General features: G+C 65.1%; 16 protein-coding genes. 8 read left to right on the top strand and 8 right to left on the bottom strand.

Features of this window, described 5'->3' with window-relative positions; genetic code table 11:
* The 3 genes from SREC43747_RS21040 to SREC43747_RS0110665 form a co-directional block, all read left to right on the top strand.
* On the top strand, positions 1-1,778 hold a 1,778-nt coding region (locus SREC43747_RS21040), incomplete at its 5' end, for a hypothetical protein (protein WP_236623135.1).
* A complete protein-coding gene (locus SREC43747_RS0110670) occupies positions 1,771-3,021 on the top strand; it encodes an ATP-grasp domain-containing protein (RefSeq protein ID WP_029721232.1) in 1,251 nt (416 codons plus the stop codon). The genes SREC43747_RS21040 and SREC43747_RS0110670, both read left to right, overlap by 8 nt.
* A gap of 5 nt (positions 3,022-3,026) precedes the next feature.
* Positions 3,027-4,265 (top strand): ATP-grasp domain-containing protein, encoded by a 1,239-nt coding sequence (locus SREC43747_RS0110665; protein WP_081722525.1) that lies wholly within the window; start codon positions 3,027-3,029, stop codon positions 4,263-4,265.
* A gap of 142 nt (positions 4,266-4,407) precedes the next feature.
* Here SREC43747_RS0110665 and SREC43747_RS0110660 read toward each other — a convergent pair whose 3' ends face one another.
* The 4 genes from SREC43747_RS0110660 to SREC43747_RS0110640 all read right to left on the bottom strand — a co-directional run bounded on the left by SREC43747_RS0110660 (position 4,408) and on the right by SREC43747_RS0110640 (position 10,018).
* Positions 4,408-5,169, bottom strand: a complete 762-nt coding sequence (locus SREC43747_RS0110660) for a squalene/phytoene synthase family protein (protein WP_152528384.1) — start codon at positions 5,167-5,169, stop codon at positions 4,408-4,410.
* 300 nt (positions 5,170-5,469) lie between these two features.
* Complete coding sequence (locus tag SREC43747_RS21940) at positions 5,470-5,607, bottom strand: hypothetical protein (RefSeq protein WP_236623134.1); 138 nt, start codon at positions 5,605-5,607, stop codon at positions 5,470-5,472.
* A gap of 248 nt (positions 5,608-5,855) precedes the next feature.
* Positions 5,856-9,611 carry a caspase, EACC1-associated type gene (locus tag SREC43747_RS0110645; protein WP_037331762.1) on the bottom strand — a complete coding sequence of 1,252 codons (3,756 nt, stop codon included), beginning with the start codon at positions 9,609-9,611 and terminating at the stop codon, positions 5,856-5,858.
* On the bottom strand, positions 9,608-10,018 hold the full coding sequence (locus tag SREC43747_RS0110640) for an effector-associated constant component EACC1 (RefSeq protein ID WP_236623133.1): 411 nt from the start codon (positions 10,016-10,018) through the stop codon (positions 9,608-9,610). Before SREC43747_RS0110640 ends, SREC43747_RS0110645 begins: the two co-directional genes overlap by 4 nt.
* A 279-nt stretch (positions 10,019-10,297) precedes the next feature.
* On the opposite strand from SREC43747_RS0110640, the gene SREC43747_RS0110635 reads away from it, so the two are divergent.
* Entirely contained in the window at positions 10,298-10,756 is a 459-nt protein-coding gene (locus SREC43747_RS0110635) for a very short patch repair endonuclease (protein ID WP_306413781.1), read from the top strand.
* A gap of 238 nt (positions 10,757-10,994) precedes the next feature.
* On the opposite strand, the gene SREC43747_RS0110625 is transcribed toward SREC43747_RS0110635, so the two are convergent.
* Both SREC43747_RS0110625 and SREC43747_RS0110620 read right to left on the bottom strand, forming a co-directional pair.
* Complete coding sequence (locus SREC43747_RS0110625) at positions 10,995-11,840, bottom strand: class I SAM-dependent methyltransferase (protein ID WP_029721224.1); 846 nt, start codon at positions 11,838-11,840, stop codon at positions 10,995-10,997.
* Positions 11,841-11,954: 114 nt separating this feature from the next.
* Positions 11,955-12,539, bottom strand: a complete 585-nt coding sequence (locus SREC43747_RS0110620; protein ID WP_029721223.1) for a helix-turn-helix domain-containing protein — start codon at positions 12,537-12,539, stop codon at positions 11,955-11,957.
* A gap of 90 nt (positions 12,540-12,629) precedes the next feature.
* Between SREC43747_RS0110620 and SREC43747_RS0110615 the strand changes: the two genes are divergently transcribed.
* The gene (locus SREC43747_RS0110615; RefSeq protein WP_029721221.1) at positions 12,630-13,637 is read left to right on the top strand and encodes an NAD(P)/FAD-dependent oxidoreductase; all 1,008 of its coding nucleotides are present in this window, start codon (positions 12,630-12,632) and stop codon (positions 13,635-13,637) included.
* A gap of 251 nt (positions 13,638-13,888) precedes the next feature.
* Here SREC43747_RS0110615 and SREC43747_RS0110610 read toward each other — a convergent pair whose 3' ends face one another.
* Entirely contained in the window at positions 13,889-14,200 is a 312-nt protein-coding gene (locus SREC43747_RS0110610; RefSeq protein ID WP_152553653.1) for a hypothetical protein, read from the bottom strand.
* Positions 14,201-14,433: 233 nt separating this feature from the next.
* Positions 14,434-14,745, bottom strand: a complete 312-nt coding sequence (locus SREC43747_RS20250) for a hypothetical protein (protein ID WP_152528383.1) — start codon at positions 14,743-14,745, stop codon at positions 14,434-14,436.
* A 6-nt stretch (positions 14,746-14,751) separates the two neighbouring features.
* Here SREC43747_RS20250 and SREC43747_RS21320 point away from each other — a divergent pair, with 6 nt between their 5' ends.
* The 3 genes from SREC43747_RS21320 to SREC43747_RS19745 are packed head-to-tail and all read left to right on the top strand — an operon-like array spanning position 14,752 to position 17,319.
* Positions 14,752-14,892 carry a hypothetical protein gene (locus SREC43747_RS21320; RefSeq protein ID WP_160173008.1) on the top strand — a complete coding sequence of 47 codons (141 nt, stop codon included), beginning with the start codon at positions 14,752-14,754 and terminating at the stop codon, positions 14,890-14,892.
* The gene (locus tag SREC43747_RS0110600; RefSeq protein WP_152528382.1) at positions 14,889-16,043 is read left to right on the top strand and encodes a type III-B CRISPR module-associated Cmr3 family protein; all 1,155 of its coding nucleotides are present in this window, start codon (positions 14,889-14,891) and stop codon (positions 16,041-16,043) included. Before SREC43747_RS21320 ends, SREC43747_RS0110600 begins: the two co-directional genes overlap by 4 nt.
* 52 nt (positions 16,044-16,095) lie before the next feature.
* Positions 16,096-17,319, top strand: coding sequence for an RAMP superfamily CRISPR-associated protein (locus SREC43747_RS19745; RefSeq protein ID WP_201768677.1), 1,224 nt, complete (start codon positions 16,096-16,098; stop codon positions 17,317-17,319).
* Positions 17,320-17,448: the final 129 nt, after the last annotated feature.

Below are 17,448 nucleotides of genomic sequence, written 5' to 3'. Positions count from 1 at the left end.
CCTCCGTCCACACCTGGAGTTGCGCTGTGGGTATTTTGCGCTCCGATGGCTTTCCCGCACTCGTCAGAGCAGTGGTGGAAGAATGCCGAGCCAAGAGAACTGTCGCCGACGCAGCACATCACGCGGCATCGCTGGGCGATCGAACACCCATCAACATCGGACTGCAAGCACTGACATCGGTAGAATCCCGCCTTCTCGAAGTCGCCGTTCAACAGCAGGCCGAATTGATCCCACCATCTACTGGGGACACACTTGCCTTGACGCTCACCGGACGACTGCGATTGGTACCGGATGGTGTTGAAGCCTCGGATGCGGACTACCAGTTGGGTTCCGTGGGGTGGCCCAATGGCCGCCCAATCGGATTGACTGAAGATTTGATCTCGTTGGATCGAGCGGAAAAAGCCGAAGACCAAGAGCTCAAAGCATGGCTGTTGACCCTGCCGCGGGCAGAAGTCGACGTCATGATCGAACGAGTGCGGTTCTGCCTCCTCCACATGGCCCCCGTGCTGCTCTACGTTGGAAATCGCCACTACACCAATCTGGGCAAGCCCAGAAACCTGGTCGGCAAGTCGCTGAAAGCGGACTCGCCTCGCTGCGTCCTGAACGGTCTCGAGCACACGCCGGTGGAAGACTGGGATACCACTGACGCTTGCTTCTTGGTTTGCGTGCACGCGTTGAGCTCCTCCGGCCCTGCCGTTCGCGTCGAGGAGTTCAACGGAGTCCAGTTGAGACCAGATAGCTTGGAATCATTCCTGCGCAGCAAGTTGGCCGACTACGATGCCGAAATACCTGACACGGAGGAAATGGCACCCGCTGAACGTTTGCACGTTCTGGCGAAAGCCTGCGCACGGGGAAGGGATTCTGCTCTCAGCAGGGGCAAACGCGCATATCGCGTCATCCGCGGGTTGAACCTGAACAAACAGGAACATCTCACCGAAGAACCGGTTCAGCTGGCTCACGTGCCATCGGCGGTCACCGAGACGATGGCGGTCCATCTCGGTGTCGAGGTGCCTGCGGACTTCGCCGAACTCCGCGAAGCGTGCGCGAAGGCCATGCCATTGCTGCACGCCCCGGGGGAAGAGGGGTTCACCAGCCGGTTCGAGCAGGTGCTGCACGATGTGGTGCTGTCCGGAACCGAGGCCACGAATTCGGACGTCGGGATGTCCCGAGGTCCCCGCAAGATCAGTGCGCTGAGCAACGCGATCAGCCAGAACAGACTCGAACCCCTTGATTGGGGAACCAACGCGTTCTACTGCTGCGTCACACCCAGCAGCAATTTCGTGCGGCGATTCGCCGAAGCCCCGGCAGAACTCCCCCAAGCACTTCGGGCGATCAGCGCGCGGATGCGCTACAACGGGTGGCACTACCTGCCGCACAGCTCGGGCATGCACCACCGGGCAGCTGAGCGGGACTGGTTCTTCGCGCCCACCATGTCGGATGTGACCGACTGGTCCGACCAGCACCACACCGGCCACGTCGCGCACGGGGTGCGCTACGCCATCCGCGTACCCTTCGGCATCGAGCTAGCCGGGGCGAATCGTCCCGGAGTGCACGACTTCCGACTGATGCGGGCCTGGGGTGGAGAGGCCTATACGATCGCGGACCTGCGCAGCGCGATCGCCATCGGCGAGCTACTGCGGGTCTTCTACCAGGCCCACGCCGACCACTTGGCCTCCGGAGTCCCGCCCCTGGACGTCGTTGATTTCGACAACTCCTGGTACCAAGCCCGTTACAATGACCCGACCAAGTTGATCTTGAAGGAAGAAGCGCATGGCTGACCCGGTCGTCCTCTACCTCAACCTGCGTCGCACCCACCTGGAGCACGGGGCCGCCCTGGAAGCAGCGCACCGCCAGGGGTACGGGGTGGTGCTCATCGCCGACAGCGTTCCTCCCGGTCTTCCCCGGGGGATCGTGCGCGCGGTGCACCAGGTGGACACCTACGACGCAGAGGCGGTGGACGCGGCGGTGACCAAGGTCTGCGCCGAGCACGAACTCGCCGGCGTGATGACGTGGTCGGACCGCGATGTGGAGTCGGTGAGCCGGATCGCGGCCCGCTCGGGCCTGCCCGCCCCGTCGCCCGAAGCCGCGCGGATCGCGCGCAACAAGTACTTGATGCGCGAGGCGCTCGCCGCCCACCCCGACACGATTCCCCGCTACGCCAAGGTGAGCGACTGGGAGTCGCTGGTCAAAGCGGCCGCGGAGATCGGCTACCCGGCGGTGCTCAAGCCGACGTCCGCGTCCGGGAGCAAGGGCATCTTCGTGCTGCGGGGCGAGGACGACCTCGAACCGGCCTACGGCGAGCTGATCCGCTACACCCGCCCCGAAGTAGACCGGGTCTTCAGCGGCAACCCCAACGAGCTGATCATCGAGCAGTTCCTGGAGGGGACCGAGCACAGCGTTGAAGGTTTCGTCCACAACGGCGAGGTGTTCATCGCCGGGGTGACGGACAAGCAGACCACCGAACCGTTCCGGCTGGAACTGGCGCACGTGTTCCCCAGTGCGCTTCCCGAGCCCGCGCTGGCAGCGGTGCACCGCCTGACCCGCACCGTGATCGAGGCGATCGGTCTCGACAATTGCGCGTTCCACCTGGAGTGCATGGTCTCCGGGGACAGCGCGAAGCTGGTCGAGGTGGCGGCCAGGGTCGGCGGTGACTTCATCACCTCCCACCTAGTGGGCATGGCCACCGGTCGGTCGTTCGCCGAGAACGCTGTCCAAGTCGCCACCGGGCAGCGGCCCGAACTCACCACCGAGAACGTGCTCCACGCCGGTGTGCACAAGATCATGGCCGAGCGCGGCGGCGTGTTCGCCGGCCTGGACGGGCTGGCTCAAGCGCTGGCCGTTCCGGGGGTGCGGCACATCGTCGTGGAGCGAGCGGCCGGAGCCGAGGTGGCCCTCCCGCCGGAGGACTACATGTCGAGCACGCTCGGTGCGGTGCTCGCCACGGGTGATTCCGCGGAGTCGGTGCGCAACACCCTGGAAACCGCGGTCGGCGTGATCACTCCTCGGTTCGAGCAGGACTGAATCCCATGAGCAGACCAACCGTGCTGGTCGTGGGCTGCGCCTCGAGCACACCCCACGGTCGGGACCAGATGCGGCGGCTCAGCGCTCAGGCGCGGCGGCGTGGGATCGCACTGGTGGGCGCCGACACCCCGAGGAACCTGGCCGCCATGGATCCTGGCCTGGTGGACGAGCTCGTGGCGTTCGACGTACCCCAACCGGCCCGGGCCAGGGAGTGGGCGACCGGCCGGGGCGGCATCGACGCGGTGCTCACCTTCCGCGAGATGTGCGTGGAATCGGTGGCTGCGCTGGCCGATGAACTGGGCGTGGCGGGCAACGACCAGTCCGTGGTGCGCACCATCCGCGCCAAGGACCTGTGCCGGCGGAAGCTGCGCGAGTCGGGTTTCGCCCAACCGCACTGCCGAGTTGTCCGGAACCGGACCGAGGCCGCGGAGTTCATGGCCGACACCGGACCCGGACCGTGGATCGTCAAACCGCGTTCCGGCATGGGCAGCACCGGAGTGTCGCTTGTAGACAGCAATGCGACGCTCCCAGAGGCGATCAACCGGATTTCCGGCGAAGCGCCTTTCCTCATCGAAACCTACGTCCCCGGCAGGGAATTCTCCGCCGAAGGCGTGATGCTCGGCGGAGAACCGCGCGTTTTGGCCCTCACCGCCAAGACCACCGGAGCGGGTTTCGTCGAAACCGGTCACCGCATGCCTGCGGATCTCGACGAGTCCACCGCTGTCCGCGCGCAGGAACAGGTCGAGCGGGCTCTGCGCGCGGTGGGGCTCTCGCGCGGGATCTTCCACGTGGAGTTCTGGGCGGACGGGGATTCGATCGTGCTCGGAGAGGTGCACGCCCGGCCTGGCGGTGACTTCATCCACGCGATGGTCGAGCACGTGCGCCCCGGCCTGGAGCTCTACGGTCTACTCATCGACGACCTGTTGGGCAATCCCGCTCCTGCGCTGCCCGAGCCGAGTCGGGCAGCCGGTGTGGAATACCTGGTGCTCGACCCCGGCGAGGTGCGCTCCGTCGAAGGATGGGAGCAGGTTTCGCGCGCTCCGGAAGTGCTCGCGGCGGAGTTGAGCGTGCGCCCCGGGGACCACATCACCTCCGTTCGTGGTTCGGCGGACCGACACGGAGTTCTCGTCTTCGGAGCCAACACTTCGTCTGAAGTGGATAAATTGGCGATACGGGCGAAGAAAGCACTGCGCATTGACATCACCCGACCCTCCGAACACGGTCTTCCGATCGAACCTCGTTGAATCGCAGCAGTTTTCCACTTAGTCCTACATGGTTGTCCTCATTGGAGGATGATGTTTCGATTGTTTCGTTCACTTCCCGTTGGGATTTTCTCACGCGATCTCGGCCTGCGCGGTCCAGCACGCGCTGCGGCCGGAAGTGCGGTCAGGAAGCTGATTTTCGAAGATTCGTCCTGTTGGTGATCCGGTGCAGCCTGGCACGGTGCGCCTCGACCCAGGACGACGCGCAAGCAGCTGCACGTCTCGGCAGTCGACGGATCAACGTGGTCGTTTCGTCGAAGAACGTGTCGGACATGAGAGCGACTTCTCGGATCGCGTTGTGCCATCGGCACGGGAATTCCGCGGGGCCACCGGTGTCCTCGCTGATCCGATGGCGGTCGAGCACCTCGACCGGGATGTACGCGCGGCCGCCCATCCAGTCCTCCTCGACGTGGTCGAGCAGTTCGGTGATGTGCATGCCGACGGCCACGAGGTGGGTGGCTTCGACCAGTTCCTCCTCCACCTCAACCACTCCCACCACCGGGAGGACTGACTCGCCGAACGCTCCCGCGATCGATCGGCAGTGCCACTCCAGGCCTTCCCAGTCGTCGCTGAGGTGGCCCGCTATGGCCACTTCAGCGGTGTAGCCGTTGATGATCCGGTCGAACACGCCTGTGGGGACACCGTACCGCTGACAGGTGTCGACGAACGCCGCGCCCACGGCGTCCTGCGGAGGAAATCGGTGCCCCCAGACGTACCCCCGGATGCATTCGAGCATCTGCAGCCGCAGCTGCTCGGGAAAAGCGCTGTGCGCCGCAGCTCGAACGCGCAGCAGCATGGCGAACAAGGCGGCAACGGACCGCTGTTCCCTGGGGGACAGCTGGCGTATGCCGTCCCCGAGCAACGGTGCGGCGCGAATCTTCGCCATGCACCGCCGGTACCCGTGCCGCAGGAAGTCCACAAGATCACGATTGCCCTTCGTGCGCACCCTGGGTACCGCTTCTCGGGTAATGCGGCAGTCACCTGCAGCAACTGGGGTCACGAGGTGGCTCCACCACAGAGCGGGAGGGTGTCGTGGAACCGCTCGCTCCGGCCCGACCAGCTGCTCACCCCGTTCAGCGGCTCACCAGAAGCCCGGGTCCCCTCGCTCTGGACTTTCAGCGGAACGAGCTGCTGGCACGCAGGTGCCCGGGGCGGGCTTCCGGCCATCTCCGTGCCAGCAGAGCCGCTACCGGTTCTCCGCAGCGACGATCTCGTTCAGCGTCCGCCCTGCCGTTTCCGGCGCGAGCACCTGCGACACGACACCCCCCAGTGCGCAGAGCCCGGCAGCGATGAGCATGGTCGTGCCACTGCCCAGCTCTTGCATGGACCAAGGGAACAGGAACGTGCTCACAGCGGTGCGGACGTCCACAGTTCGATGATCACCAGCGCCACGGCGCAGACCCACTGCTGCGGGATGGTGAGCTTGCGCCGGCCGACCCGTTCGATGAGAGGTTGCGGCGACAACATCCGCGAGAGGTGGGGAGGCGACGAAGCGCACTCCCCACTGCCACTGCTCCCGGACCACACCAGCACTCCAGTGCTGACATGGTCCTACGCGAGGATCCTCCGTTCTCAGTCCACGGACTCGCCAGCAGCACGAAGGTCCGCTGAGCTGATCTTCAGCGCCGCGAGCGCTGCATCTTGGTCGTGGAGGGCCCATGCCGGCAACCGAATGGCCGGGGAACCGTCGCGCGAACTCACCAAGGCTCGACGACGGAGCATCAGGAGGAGATGCCGTTCCGCATCCGGAACTCCGCCCGCACCTCGATCGATGAGAACTGGACGGATGGCCCCGTCTTCGCCCTTGAACACTGCGTCGACCGGATGACCGTTGTGCTTGACGCCCAGTTCCACTGCTGAACTCCGCTTGTCGGCCATCAAGTCGTAGAAGAGCTGGGCGTGTTCATCCAGCTCACCAGAAGCTCCGCGGTTGCCCAGTTCTTCCCTCTCCTCCACAGCCAGGAGGAGTTCTCGCCCGGTGCCTCCCCGTTCGCGCCACAGATCTGCAGAACCGACCACGACCAGGTGCGATCTCGCCCTGGTGATCGCCACGTTCCAGAGGTTGGGCTGGTTGTTGATCCAATTGATCGCTCCATCCTCCATCCCCTCACCGGCCACGAGCGAGAAGACGATGGCATCGCGCTCACCTCCCTGGAAGGTGTGGACTGTGCCGACCTGCACGCGGTCCTCATCCGCCCAATGAGCTGCGAGTTCTTCCTGCTGTGCCCTGAACGGTGTCACGACCCCGACCGTGGCGTTGTCGGGGAGCTGGGACAGCAAGTAGTCGACGTGCTCTCGGACAGCTCGAAGTTCCTCGGGGTTCACCCATGAGTCCCCGTAACGAGAACGCACGGCCTGCCCCGCGATGTCGTGCCACCTCACAGCCGGAAGAGCAGAGGTGCGGTCGCGGACATCGGTGAGCACGGTGAGTGCCCCACCGTAGAACAACTCGTTGGCGATGGCGGCGATGTCGGGGTGGCATCGGTAGTGCTCGTCGAGCAGGAGGCTCTCCCGGTGCGCTCCCTCGGCTGCGTGGAAGGCAGAATGCCGGCGATAAGCCAGCTTGTGCTTCTCCAGATATGTGGCGCTCACCCCGCCCCGACGTCGGGTGATCACTTCGTGCTCCGGTTTGATCTCGGTGATGTGCGGGAGCTGCATGACATCACCGATGACGAGCGCACGTCGTGCGCGGAACAGGAGCGGCAACATCTGGGGGATCGAGCACTGACTCGCCTCGTCGATGATCACGAGGTCGAACAGTCCCGGAGTAGTGGAGAAGCGCCGAACCGACAAGCTCGTCGTCGCCCAACTGCGCACGTGCGGGAGAACATCGCGAACTTCTTGCCAATCGCTTTTGCCGTCGCTTTCCTGCACCAAAGCTTGTATCTTGCGCTTTCCTCCGGAAACCGCGTCGACCACAGCCGAACGCCACACAGCCAAGGAAGCTTTCTGAACTTCTTCGTCGGCGCTCTGCAACGATGCTGTGAGATCGTCATCCGATGGCAGGAGTTCCGCTTCTGCTCGACACTGGCGCCATTGGACTTCCGCCGCAGCGAACTCGGCTATGCGTGCGCACGCTGCTCTGCTGTCCTGTGCGGATTCCATTCCGAGCGCACGCAACAAACGCTTTCGACGCCACTCACCCAAGAAACGAGATTCCCTGAGCCGACGTGCTCGTTTCTCCCAGTCCTCTGGCTGGTTTCCCAAAAGCTCGGCGATTTCCCCAGGAGACAGACCTAGCGAATCAGCGCACTGCTTCCTGGTTCTCAGCACTTCGAGCAACTGCTGTTCGACTTCTGCCTTGTGAGCGATTTGCCGCCGGAATTCTTCACGTCGGCGTTCTTTTCGATCATGTTCAGCCTTGCAGGCGAGGAAGTTCCCACCATCACTGGGGGTCAGTTTCAGCAATTCCTTGAGGGCATCGTTTTCCTGTTTTCGGTAGTTGTTGCTGTGAGAGGAAGAACCGGTGCGGACCACGCTATTCTCCACGAGGTGGTCACAACGCTTCCAGACCTCGTCGACAGCTCGGTTGTTGGTGGACGCCACCAGCACTGTCTGCTGGTTCGCCACCGCGGACGCGATGGCGTTGACCACCAACTGGCTCTTGCCCGTTCCAGGCGGCCCCGTGGCCACAGTGAGCCGGTGCGTCATGGCAGAGCGGAGGACGGCGAGCTGGGCTTCGTTGGCCGGCAACGGGGTGATGACGTTCCCCTCGGAGACGGGTTCGTCATCTGGCCCGGACAGCAGCGCCCCCATTGCGGTTTTTGCGATCTGGTCCTCGTTTTCGGCGATGTACTCCAGATCTTTGATCAAGTTCTTGTTCGCCACGTCCTCCCGCGGAACCCGGATGAGGACCGCTGCATTGCGTGCACCGCTGGTCGGTGTGTTCGTCTCGATCCTGCTCTCCAGGAACCTGGGATCGAGCTCCTGCACGCAGTGCAGTTCGAACTCATCCCGCAACAATTTTCCTGCATCGGTGGCCAACAGGTTGTGCTGTCCCGCGTGCCACGTCGGCTGGTAGGTCTCGATGAGCTTGTTGGCCTGGTCTTCACCCAGGAACTCAGCTGCCAACTGCGGATGCGGGACCACCGTGCCGTACGGCCGAAGTCGAAAGGCTTGACCATCTCCTCCGGTCGTGATTTCAACTCGGCGTACCAGAAGCGGCGCGAACAACGGAGTCTTCAACCGTTCTCCGTTGCGCTTGTGGTGCAGCACAACAGCCGGGTAGCCAGCCCAGATCTCGTCCTGGTTCTTGACCGCTTCGTCCAAGAACTTCGCGGCTTCCCGTGGGGCCTCCACCGTCCCATCCGCGTCGAGCTCTCCGGACAGGAACTTCTCTTCACCGGTGAGGCAGATGTACTTGCGACCGTGATCGCTCACCCGCAGCAGCTCTGCTTCTGCGTTTTCGACGAGCAAGCACTCCCGGTAGTACTCGATCAGTTCTCCCCAGCTGGCTGCGCGCTCCCGGTTTCGGGCCGAACCGGCCGGAGAAGCATTGCTCCTTCCCTTGTCACCGCCCGAATCCCGTTCCACCGGAACGAGTTTCGGCACAGCAGACCCCACGGGGCAGTTGGCTATCACTATGCGGTCGTTGACCCCGACCGATGATTTGGTCGGTATCTGCCCGCCTTTGTGACGCATCCGGGAGTTGACGTGTTCGAACAGATCGTCCACTGAAACCTGACTGGAACCGTCCCTGCTCGCTTTGCCCGTGCGCAGCGCTTCGACCAGTTCTCCGGTGAACACCGATGGAGCTGCGCCGTCCTCCGATTCCACACCCGAGAACGACTCTTCCAAAGCTCCCGAAGAGCTCAGCACGTAAACGCCGCGACTGTTCAGCAGAGCAGGAGCAGCGGACTTCGCCCTGCCGCGCACCCGGTCATCAGTTCGAAATCCGAGGGCGAACCCACCGCTGAGGCAGCAATCCAGTATCGCGACTTTTTGCGGAGCCCAGCAGTGCTCCAACTGCTCGTTGACGAAACCAGCGCTGACCCCGGTCTGGGAGATGCGCTCGTGGTCGGTGTCCGCGGCCACGAAGTAGAACTCACCGGTGGTCTGCAGCAATCGGGTGCCGTGGCCGCTGATGTAGAGCAACGCGAGCTCGTCCTCGTCGCACCCCTCGAGGAAGTCGCGGATCGCTGCTCGCATTTCGTCAGCAGTGGGGTCATCGACGATGAGCGCGGATTCGAAGTTGCCGATCCTTCGGTCCTCGAGCACTTGCCGCAATTGCCAGGTGTCGACACGGGCCGATGGCAAGGCGGGGAACCTGCCGTCCTGGTAGTGCTCCGTGTGTATCAGCAGCGCACGTCTCCGCAGCGGGCGGCTCATGCGTCGCCCCCTGTGTTCTGCACGAACTCCCGGATGATCTCCTCCTGCCTGGCGTCAGGCTTGCCGGTGATCTCCACCTCCGAGTCGCCACGAGTTATGCGCACCTTCCGACGCCGCTCCTTGCGGCACCACTCGGCGATGGCCGTCTTGAGGACCTCGGCGAATGACCTGGACATCACCGCAGCAGCCCCGGAGGACACGACCAACGCGAGATCGTTGAGCGCTCCGCTCTTGCTCCCCGGGGCTATCGCATCGGCTTTCGCGAACTCGACCTGCACCCCCTCGAGCTCCGCCAGAGCATCGCGCAGATCTCGCGTCATCCGCTCTTTGCGGAGCGGATCACCACCAGCGAGAACTTCGATCCGGTACGACCGTTCACCCACCGCCACGTCGTCCTCTCGGCTCAACCTTTCAAGATCATTCGATGAGGCTAGAACGGCTCCACCGGCTGGCGGCGAGCTTCTGCGTCACTATCGCTCTTATGGAGCAGCTATGAACGCTCTTCGTGCACTCGAGCTTCGATTCATCGTCACCTAATCCGGCTAATACTGCTCCGGAGTGGTGATGCTGTCGCATGCCCGCGCCGCACACGGCGCATTCCCCTGTGAAGCACCGCTACGAGGAGCTGTGCGACCATCCTCGACGTCGAGTTCTTGCCCTCCCCGGACCACCTCGAAAAGCCGTCCATGACTTACCGCTACCTCGCACCCGGCCTCACTCCTCCCGCTACGTCCCCAGCGGCCGCGAAGGTGATGCGCAGGACAAAGCGTCGGGACACGCTGCCCGAGCTGAAGCTCAGGCGAGCTCTCCACCGGAGGGGTTTGAGATTCCTGGTCGACCGCTCACCTCCAGGCACGAACAGGCGCCGTCGCGCCGACATCCTCCTCCGCGGAGCGCGCATCGCCGTGTTCGTGGACGGATGCTTCTGGCACTCGTGCCCTGTGCACGCACATCTTCCGAAGAGCAACCGCGACTGGTGGCGGAGAAAGCTGGAAGGGGTCGTGCGCCGGGACCGCGACACGGATGCCGAGCTGACCGCGGCCGGCTGGTTGGTAGTCCGGGTGTGGGAGCACGAAGATCCAGAAGTCGCCGCCGACAGGAGCGCGCACCTGGTGCGCGATCGGAAGAACCACAGGGACAATTGAGAGGCGTCCGTCTCACCTGCTGATCGCCGGCTCGCGCGCACCGCTGCGATGAAGCTGGTTGCACCTGGTCTTCGACGAAGAAGATTCGACGAACATCACTCGATCCAGAACGAGAACTTCCTTTTAAAGTCAATAAAAATATATATGTCTACTGCGGACAATCTTTTGGAGAAGAAAGACAGCAGAAACTCAACTGTGATGTCCAACCCTAGTGGAGTGTCCTCTATGGATACCGCGATCAACCGCGGCGTGCAGCCCACATGGTGCGCTCGGTGCGCACCGCGAGGTCATCGCGGTGCAGGATGCTGTGCGGACCGTCGATGTCGAGCAGCCGGTCGAGCGCGGCGAGGTCTTCGTCGGCCAAGGCTCCAGCGACGCTGTTCCGCAAGAATTGCAGGCTTTTCACGGCGTAACGGCCAACCGCATCGCTGTGGGAACCACTGGCGTTGACGGTGATGGCACGCTCGCCTTCGACTGTGAACCCCGCGTCGGCCAGTTTCGCTCCCCAGTCGGCGCCGCGGTGGGGCACGTGGTCGGCGAGGTGGATCTCGTTCGCGGCGTGGCAGCGTTCCTCGAGGCCGGGACGGTCCGCGGGCGCACCCGTGGGCAGGAAGCGCGGAAAACCGGCGAGTTCGACGACGGCGAGCAGTCCACCTGGAGCAAGCGTGTGGTGGATGTTGCGCAGCGCGCGATCGGGGTCGGCCAGGTGGTGCAGCGCGGCCGATGCCCACACCAGATCAGGGGTACCGAGATCAGGCCATTCCGCGGCGTCGAGATCGGCTTGGAGAATGCGCACCTGCCCCGCTGCTCCTTCTGCTCCTGCCTTCTCCCGCAGGCGGTGCAGGTGTTCGGTGGAGGAGTCGACAGCGGTGACCCGCGCTTCGGGGAAGCGGGCGAGGAGGGCGAAGGTTCCGGCGCCTGTCCCGCACCCCAGGTCCACGATCTCGCGCGGAGGCTCGGTGAGGGGCAGCCAGGCGATGGCGGAGTTGATGTGCTCGGCGAGGACTTCCGCTTCCAGCTCGAGGAACTCCACTTGATCACCGATGTTGTGCTGCGCGTCGTGGCGCGGTGCGTGCTGGCTCATGCCGCCACGCTAAGCACGGCCATGCGTCGAACGCATGGTCTCTTTCCAGATGGGCAAGGAAGTGCTCGCCGGCACTGCCGGACGCGCATGGACCCCTGGTGCGGGTGGGGCGGATCAGGCCGAGGCGCGGGTGTCGTCCTCGTCGCGCCGGTGTCCGCGGCGGGCGTCGCGGTCGAAGATTCCCAGGATTTCGCAGGGTCCGCCCTCGGCACCGATGGCGTGCGGCAGCATGGTGGGGAACTCCGCGGCCTGGTTGGTCTCGACGCGGAAGCGTCGGTTGCCCAGCGCGAGGACCGCGGTTCCGGACAGCACGACGAGCCACTCCCGGCCGGGGTGCGCGCGCATGCGCGTGTGGTCTTCGGGAGGTGGTGCGGTCAGCCGCTGGCGCATGACGGTCATCCCGGGCTCTGCTTTCACGGGCCAGCGCAGCAGGTCGTGAGCGCTGTCGATCACCGGGTTGATCACGACGTCATCGGTGGCCGTTTCCACCAACTGGTCCAGGGTGGTGTTCAACGCGCGAGCCAGGATGACGAGGCTGTCCAGGGCCAAGCGGCGTTGACCGTTCTCGATGCGGCTGAGCGTGGACTGGCTGAGCCGGGTTCGGTTGGCCAACTCCTCCAGGGACCAGCCCTGCGCCACTCGCAACGCGCGGATCCGTTTGCGCACCAGGCTTTCCAACCCGTCATCTTCTTGCGTCATGGGCAAAATGTTATGCCTTCATCGCAAGGCGCAGTAGCGTCGCCGTGGAAGCCGGCAATGACCGGAACACGATCAGAAAGGGACCAGGACATGCCTGCGGCCACTGCTGCGCGCGAAACCGACTCCCTGCCGGACCGCATCGTCGATGTCGTTGTGATCGGAGGCGGTGCCGCAGGACTGAACGGAGCGCTGATGCTCGCCCGATCCCGCCGTTCGGTCGTCGTGATCGACAGCGGCACGCCCCGCAACGCACCGGCCGAGGCCATGCACGGCTTCATCGTGCTGGACGGCACCCCGCCCGGCGAGATCCTGGAGCGAGGCCGGGCGCAGGTGCGCGACTACGGGGGCCGGGTGGTCCCCGGCGAGGTGGTCTCGGCCGCGCCCGCCCCACCGTCACCCACGGGGGATGTGCGGTTCACCATAGCCCTGGCCGATGGCCGAACCATCACGGCACGCCGCGTCCTGGTGGCCACCGGCCTGCGGGACGTGCTGCCCGAGGTGCCCGGCCTGGCCGAGCACTGGGGGCGCAGCGTGGTGCACTGCCCGTACTGCCACGGCTGGGAGGTGCGCGACGAGCCGATCGGCGTCCTCGCCACCACCTCCATGTCGGTGCACCAGGCGCTGCTGTTCCGGCAGCTGACCGAGGACCTGGTCTACTTCACCCGCGGCGCCGAACTGGACGAGAGCACCCGGGAGCGCTTCACCGCCCGAGGCATCCGCATCGTCGACACACCGGTGGAGGAAGTGGTGACGGGCGAAGACGGCGGCATCACGGGGGTGCGCCTGGCCGATGGACAGGTGGTGCCCCGTCGGGTCCTCGCGGTCGCCACCACGATGCAGGCCCGCACCGAAGGATTGGCGGGTTTGCAATTGCCGATGGAGGACCTGCCCGATGGCATGGGCAGGCGGTTCGCCTCTGGCCCGGCCGGTACCACCGAGGTGCCAGGGGTGTGGGTGGCCGGGAACGCCACCGATCCGACCGCCCAGGTCGGTCCCGCTGCCGCGGCCGGCGCGCTGGCCGGCGCCAACATCAACGCTGACCTGGCTGCCGCCGACGCCGACACCGCGCTCACCGCTGCACAAAGCACCACCGCCTGATCCCCGCCCTGGGCTCCTCGGTGCCGTCAGCACGTGGTGCCGGCGGCACCGGGGAGTCCGCAACATCCTCACCTGGAGGCCGCAGACAACCGCAGCTCGAAGAGCGCTCTCGTCCGGCGAAGAGATCGAGATCATCCGCCATGGATATTCAACTATTGTGATCAAGAAGCGTAGGACGATATTTCCTTTCTTCTATCACTTCGCTCGATGAAATGCCCCATCGCGCAACGCTCTCAGTGATCTTCTGCTCCTCAAACCACCGGTGATGTCGCGGGTTGCGCTTCCCGCCACCGCATTGGCATGCAGGTTTTGCTGTTCCCCTCGTAGTGCATGAGGTGGGTGTTGCGGAAGAAGCGGCACTCGTGCTGAGCGAGATGCCAGCCAGCGGAGAGCACCACCGCTTTCGGAGCCATCGCGATGACAACGAGTTCCCGCTCCCCCGCGCTCTTCTTGATGCGTTCCAAGTGGTCGGCGATCTCGCTGCCCATCAAGGAGAATTCTTCTTCGGTCGGTTGATCACCGGGGACCTTGTCCTGGCAGTTGATCGTGTGCAGCGTGCGCACCCCGAACTGCCGGAAGTCCTTTGGTGAGAGGTGTTTGGCGGACTCGGTGAAGGCCAGCCACACCCCGACACGCCCTTCCGCTCCGCACCAGCGAATTCCTCCTGCACCGATGCAGTACAGGACTTTCTGCTGGCGAGGAGTGAGAATTCGCTTTCTTCCCCGTTCGGCTGCAGCTCGAGCAACCGCAAGTCCTCCTGACGCGGAAGGTGTGCCCCGATGGCCAGAGCCATTGGTCACAGCATGTTCGGCGCAACGGTGTACCCGGTGTCGTCACGGTCGTTGTTGATCGCCTCTTCCAGCGCGGCACCGACTTCCCGGCACGGTTCCACGACGTCGATGACCCCATCGCGAGTGCACCTCCCCAGGTCCACCCAACGAACCACGGAGTACGTCGACATGCGGCGGTTCTGCGCCGCGCCATCGATGCCGACACCCGCACCGCAAGTCCGGACACGCTCGGCATCAGCGAGCAGACCTGCGCCCACCGCGCCCGATTCACCACCATCCAGCGCGACCACCTCGACCCCGACACCCTGCACAAGCACCGGTTGGTGCTGGCCATCTCCGGGCAGGCCACGCAGTCCCTGGGGGCCAACCGCCGCCGCGGCCTGGGCTGGGTCAGCATCACCTGCACCCACGTCGAGCCGGGCGAAGCGGCCGCAACGGCTTTCCTGCAGCTGGGAGCAGCATGACCGAGTACGCGCACATCACCGTCACCTTGGACGAGCCCGTCGCCGCAGGCCGGAACTCGCCTTCCCACTTCCGGCAAGAGGTGCACAACCACGTTCCCGGTTCGGTGCTGCGGGGAGCGTTGGCCGCGGAGCGGCTCCGCCACCACGGCAACGCGATCAACACGACTCCGGAGTTCCTCGAGATCTTCGAGGGCGAGGGCAGCTTCGGGCCACTGCACTGCCTGGCCAGCCTGCCGATCCCGCTGTCGGTGCGAGTGCACAAGTACGCACCCCAGGACAACTGCCAGCAGCTGTGGTGGGACGAAGCCCTGGGCGAATCCGCGTCGAACTGCCCCAAGTGCCAGAGCCCGTTGGAACGCAGCAAGGGGCAGCCGCGCGGGAGCGTGCACACCACCACCCGCACCATGACCGCGCTGTCCACCGACGGAGTGGCGCTGGACGGCAGTCTGTTCAGCCAGCGCGCCCTGAGCACGGGCCTGCGGCTGCAGGGGTGGCTTTGCGGTGCCGCTGTGCGGTCCCTGCACCTGGACGGTTCCCCCATCACCGAGCTCCTGCTGGGCTCGCGGCGCAGTCTGCGCGGCAGGGCCACCGTCGAATTCGACACCGAGGCGGTTCCCGAGCCCGTCGAGAACGAGGGGAACGACGTGGTGCTGCGATTGGCCTCGCCCGGGGTGTTCGTCGACGACTACGGCCTGCCGAGTGCGAAACCGAGCAGCGCAGAGCTGTCCGAAGTCCTGGGTGTGCAGGTGCTGGACATCCGCGAATGGGTCCGTTGGGAAGAAGCCGGTGGCTGGCACGCGGTCAGCGGATTGCCCAAACCGGTCGAGCAGACCGTGGCTGCCGGGTCGACCTATCGCGTGCGTTGCGCCGAGAAGCCTTCCGACGAAGCACTGCGCCACCTCATGGCCCGAGGTGTCGGCTTGCGCCGCCGGGAAGGCTACGGGGGTCTCTACGCACCCACTTCCCCGCTCGGGTTCGCCGCATTCACCGGAAAAGTCGCTCCCCTGCGCCTGTACCGAGACTGGATTCCCGCTCTACAAGAACGACTCGAGGGGCTTCGGAAGGACTATGTGGACGACGGAAAAATCCACAATGAACTGAAAAAATCGACTTACCGGAATATCACGCCGAAGCGTTCCGGACGATGTTGAGCATTGACGACGCCGAGTTGTACGAAAAGCTGCTGAGGTTCCTGGAGGAGCAGTGAGGAGCGCGCTGATCCGACTCCGGTTGCGCATGTGGACGGCCGGCGGGGTCACCGCGCCGGAAGCGTTGGACGCGCCGGAGGAAACCTTACCGCTGCGTCGGGACACCACCGGGCAGATCCACCTGCCCGGCACGACAGTGGTCGGCAGCCTGCGCGCGCACTGCGAGCAATACCCGAGTTTTCAGTCCACTGGAGACCTTCCGGAGTTGTTCGGTCCACGGCCAGGAGCGAGCAACGGGCAGCGCACGGCCCCACCGGTGCAGGTCCTCGGCACCCTGTACCGCCACCGGGGCGATCCGGAGCTGGTCAAGCGAACCGCCATCGACCGGGTGCGCGGCAGCGCGGCCAACAACATGCTGCACCAGGTCGAAATGCTGCCCGCGGGTACCGAGTTCGACGTGGTGCTGCGCTGGGACGACCCGGATGAACGCTTCGATGCGTTCCTGCAGGCCCTCAGGGAGTGGCGGCCGCGTCTCGGCCGCGGGGCGAGCCGTGGTGCTGGCTTGTGCACGGTCGTCGGGTGCGGAACACGCGTCTACGACCTGTCTGCGGTGGAAGGCCTGCTGGCTTGGCTGCGGATCTCCGCTCCCGAGGACTACCCCGAGCCGGAGCCCGTCGAGGTGGACACCGCGGTGGCTCCCGTGCTCGACCTCGAGCTGGAGATCGTCGACGGTCTCCACATCGGTGCCGGGGGCCCAGCGGAAGAAGGAAGAACCAAGCCGAACACCAACCGGGTTCTCCGCCGAGGAGAGGACTTCCTCGTTCCCGGGACCACTCTCAGGGGTGTGCTGCGCTCCCGGGTGGAGTACGTCTGCCGCGTCGTTTCCGCACCGTCCTTCCCGGACCAGAGCTGCGGCTCCTGCCGCCCGTGCCGGTTGTTCGGGTTCAGCGGCAGCAGCGGGCGCGCTCGGCGCGCCAAGATCGCCGTGCACGACAGCACCATCACCGACCCGGTGCTCGAGCTGCGGCAGCACGTGGCCGTCGACCGGTTCACCGGTGGTGCCCGCGACCAGTTGCTCTACACCGATGAAGTCATCACCAGCGGCCGCTTCCGGGTGCGGGTCGAAGAGCTCGAACCGATCGACGACACCGAGCGGCTGCTGCTCGACGCCGCGCTCACCGATCTCCACGACGGTCTCGTCGGCATCGGGGCGCGCGCACCACCGCCGGTCTCGGCACGGTCCGCATCACCAGCCCGCACTGGCAGCACCCGGATCTGACCGCGCTGGCCGATCTCCTTCACGAGGAAGCAGCATGAGCACCGATTGGAACTTGTACGGCAGCGGACGCCGCCACCGCGACGAGTGGGCGCAACTGCACCAGGCCACCCGGGGCTGGGCGGCCGCGTG

Origin of the sequence: Saccharopolyspora rectivirgula DSM 43747 (genome assembly GCF_000497205.1) — a bacterium.
Classification (GTDB): Bacteria; Actinomycetota; Actinomycetes; order Mycobacteriales; family Pseudonocardiaceae; genus Saccharopolyspora; species Saccharopolyspora rectivirgula.
This window is presented reverse-complemented; position numbering and strand designations above follow the sequence as displayed.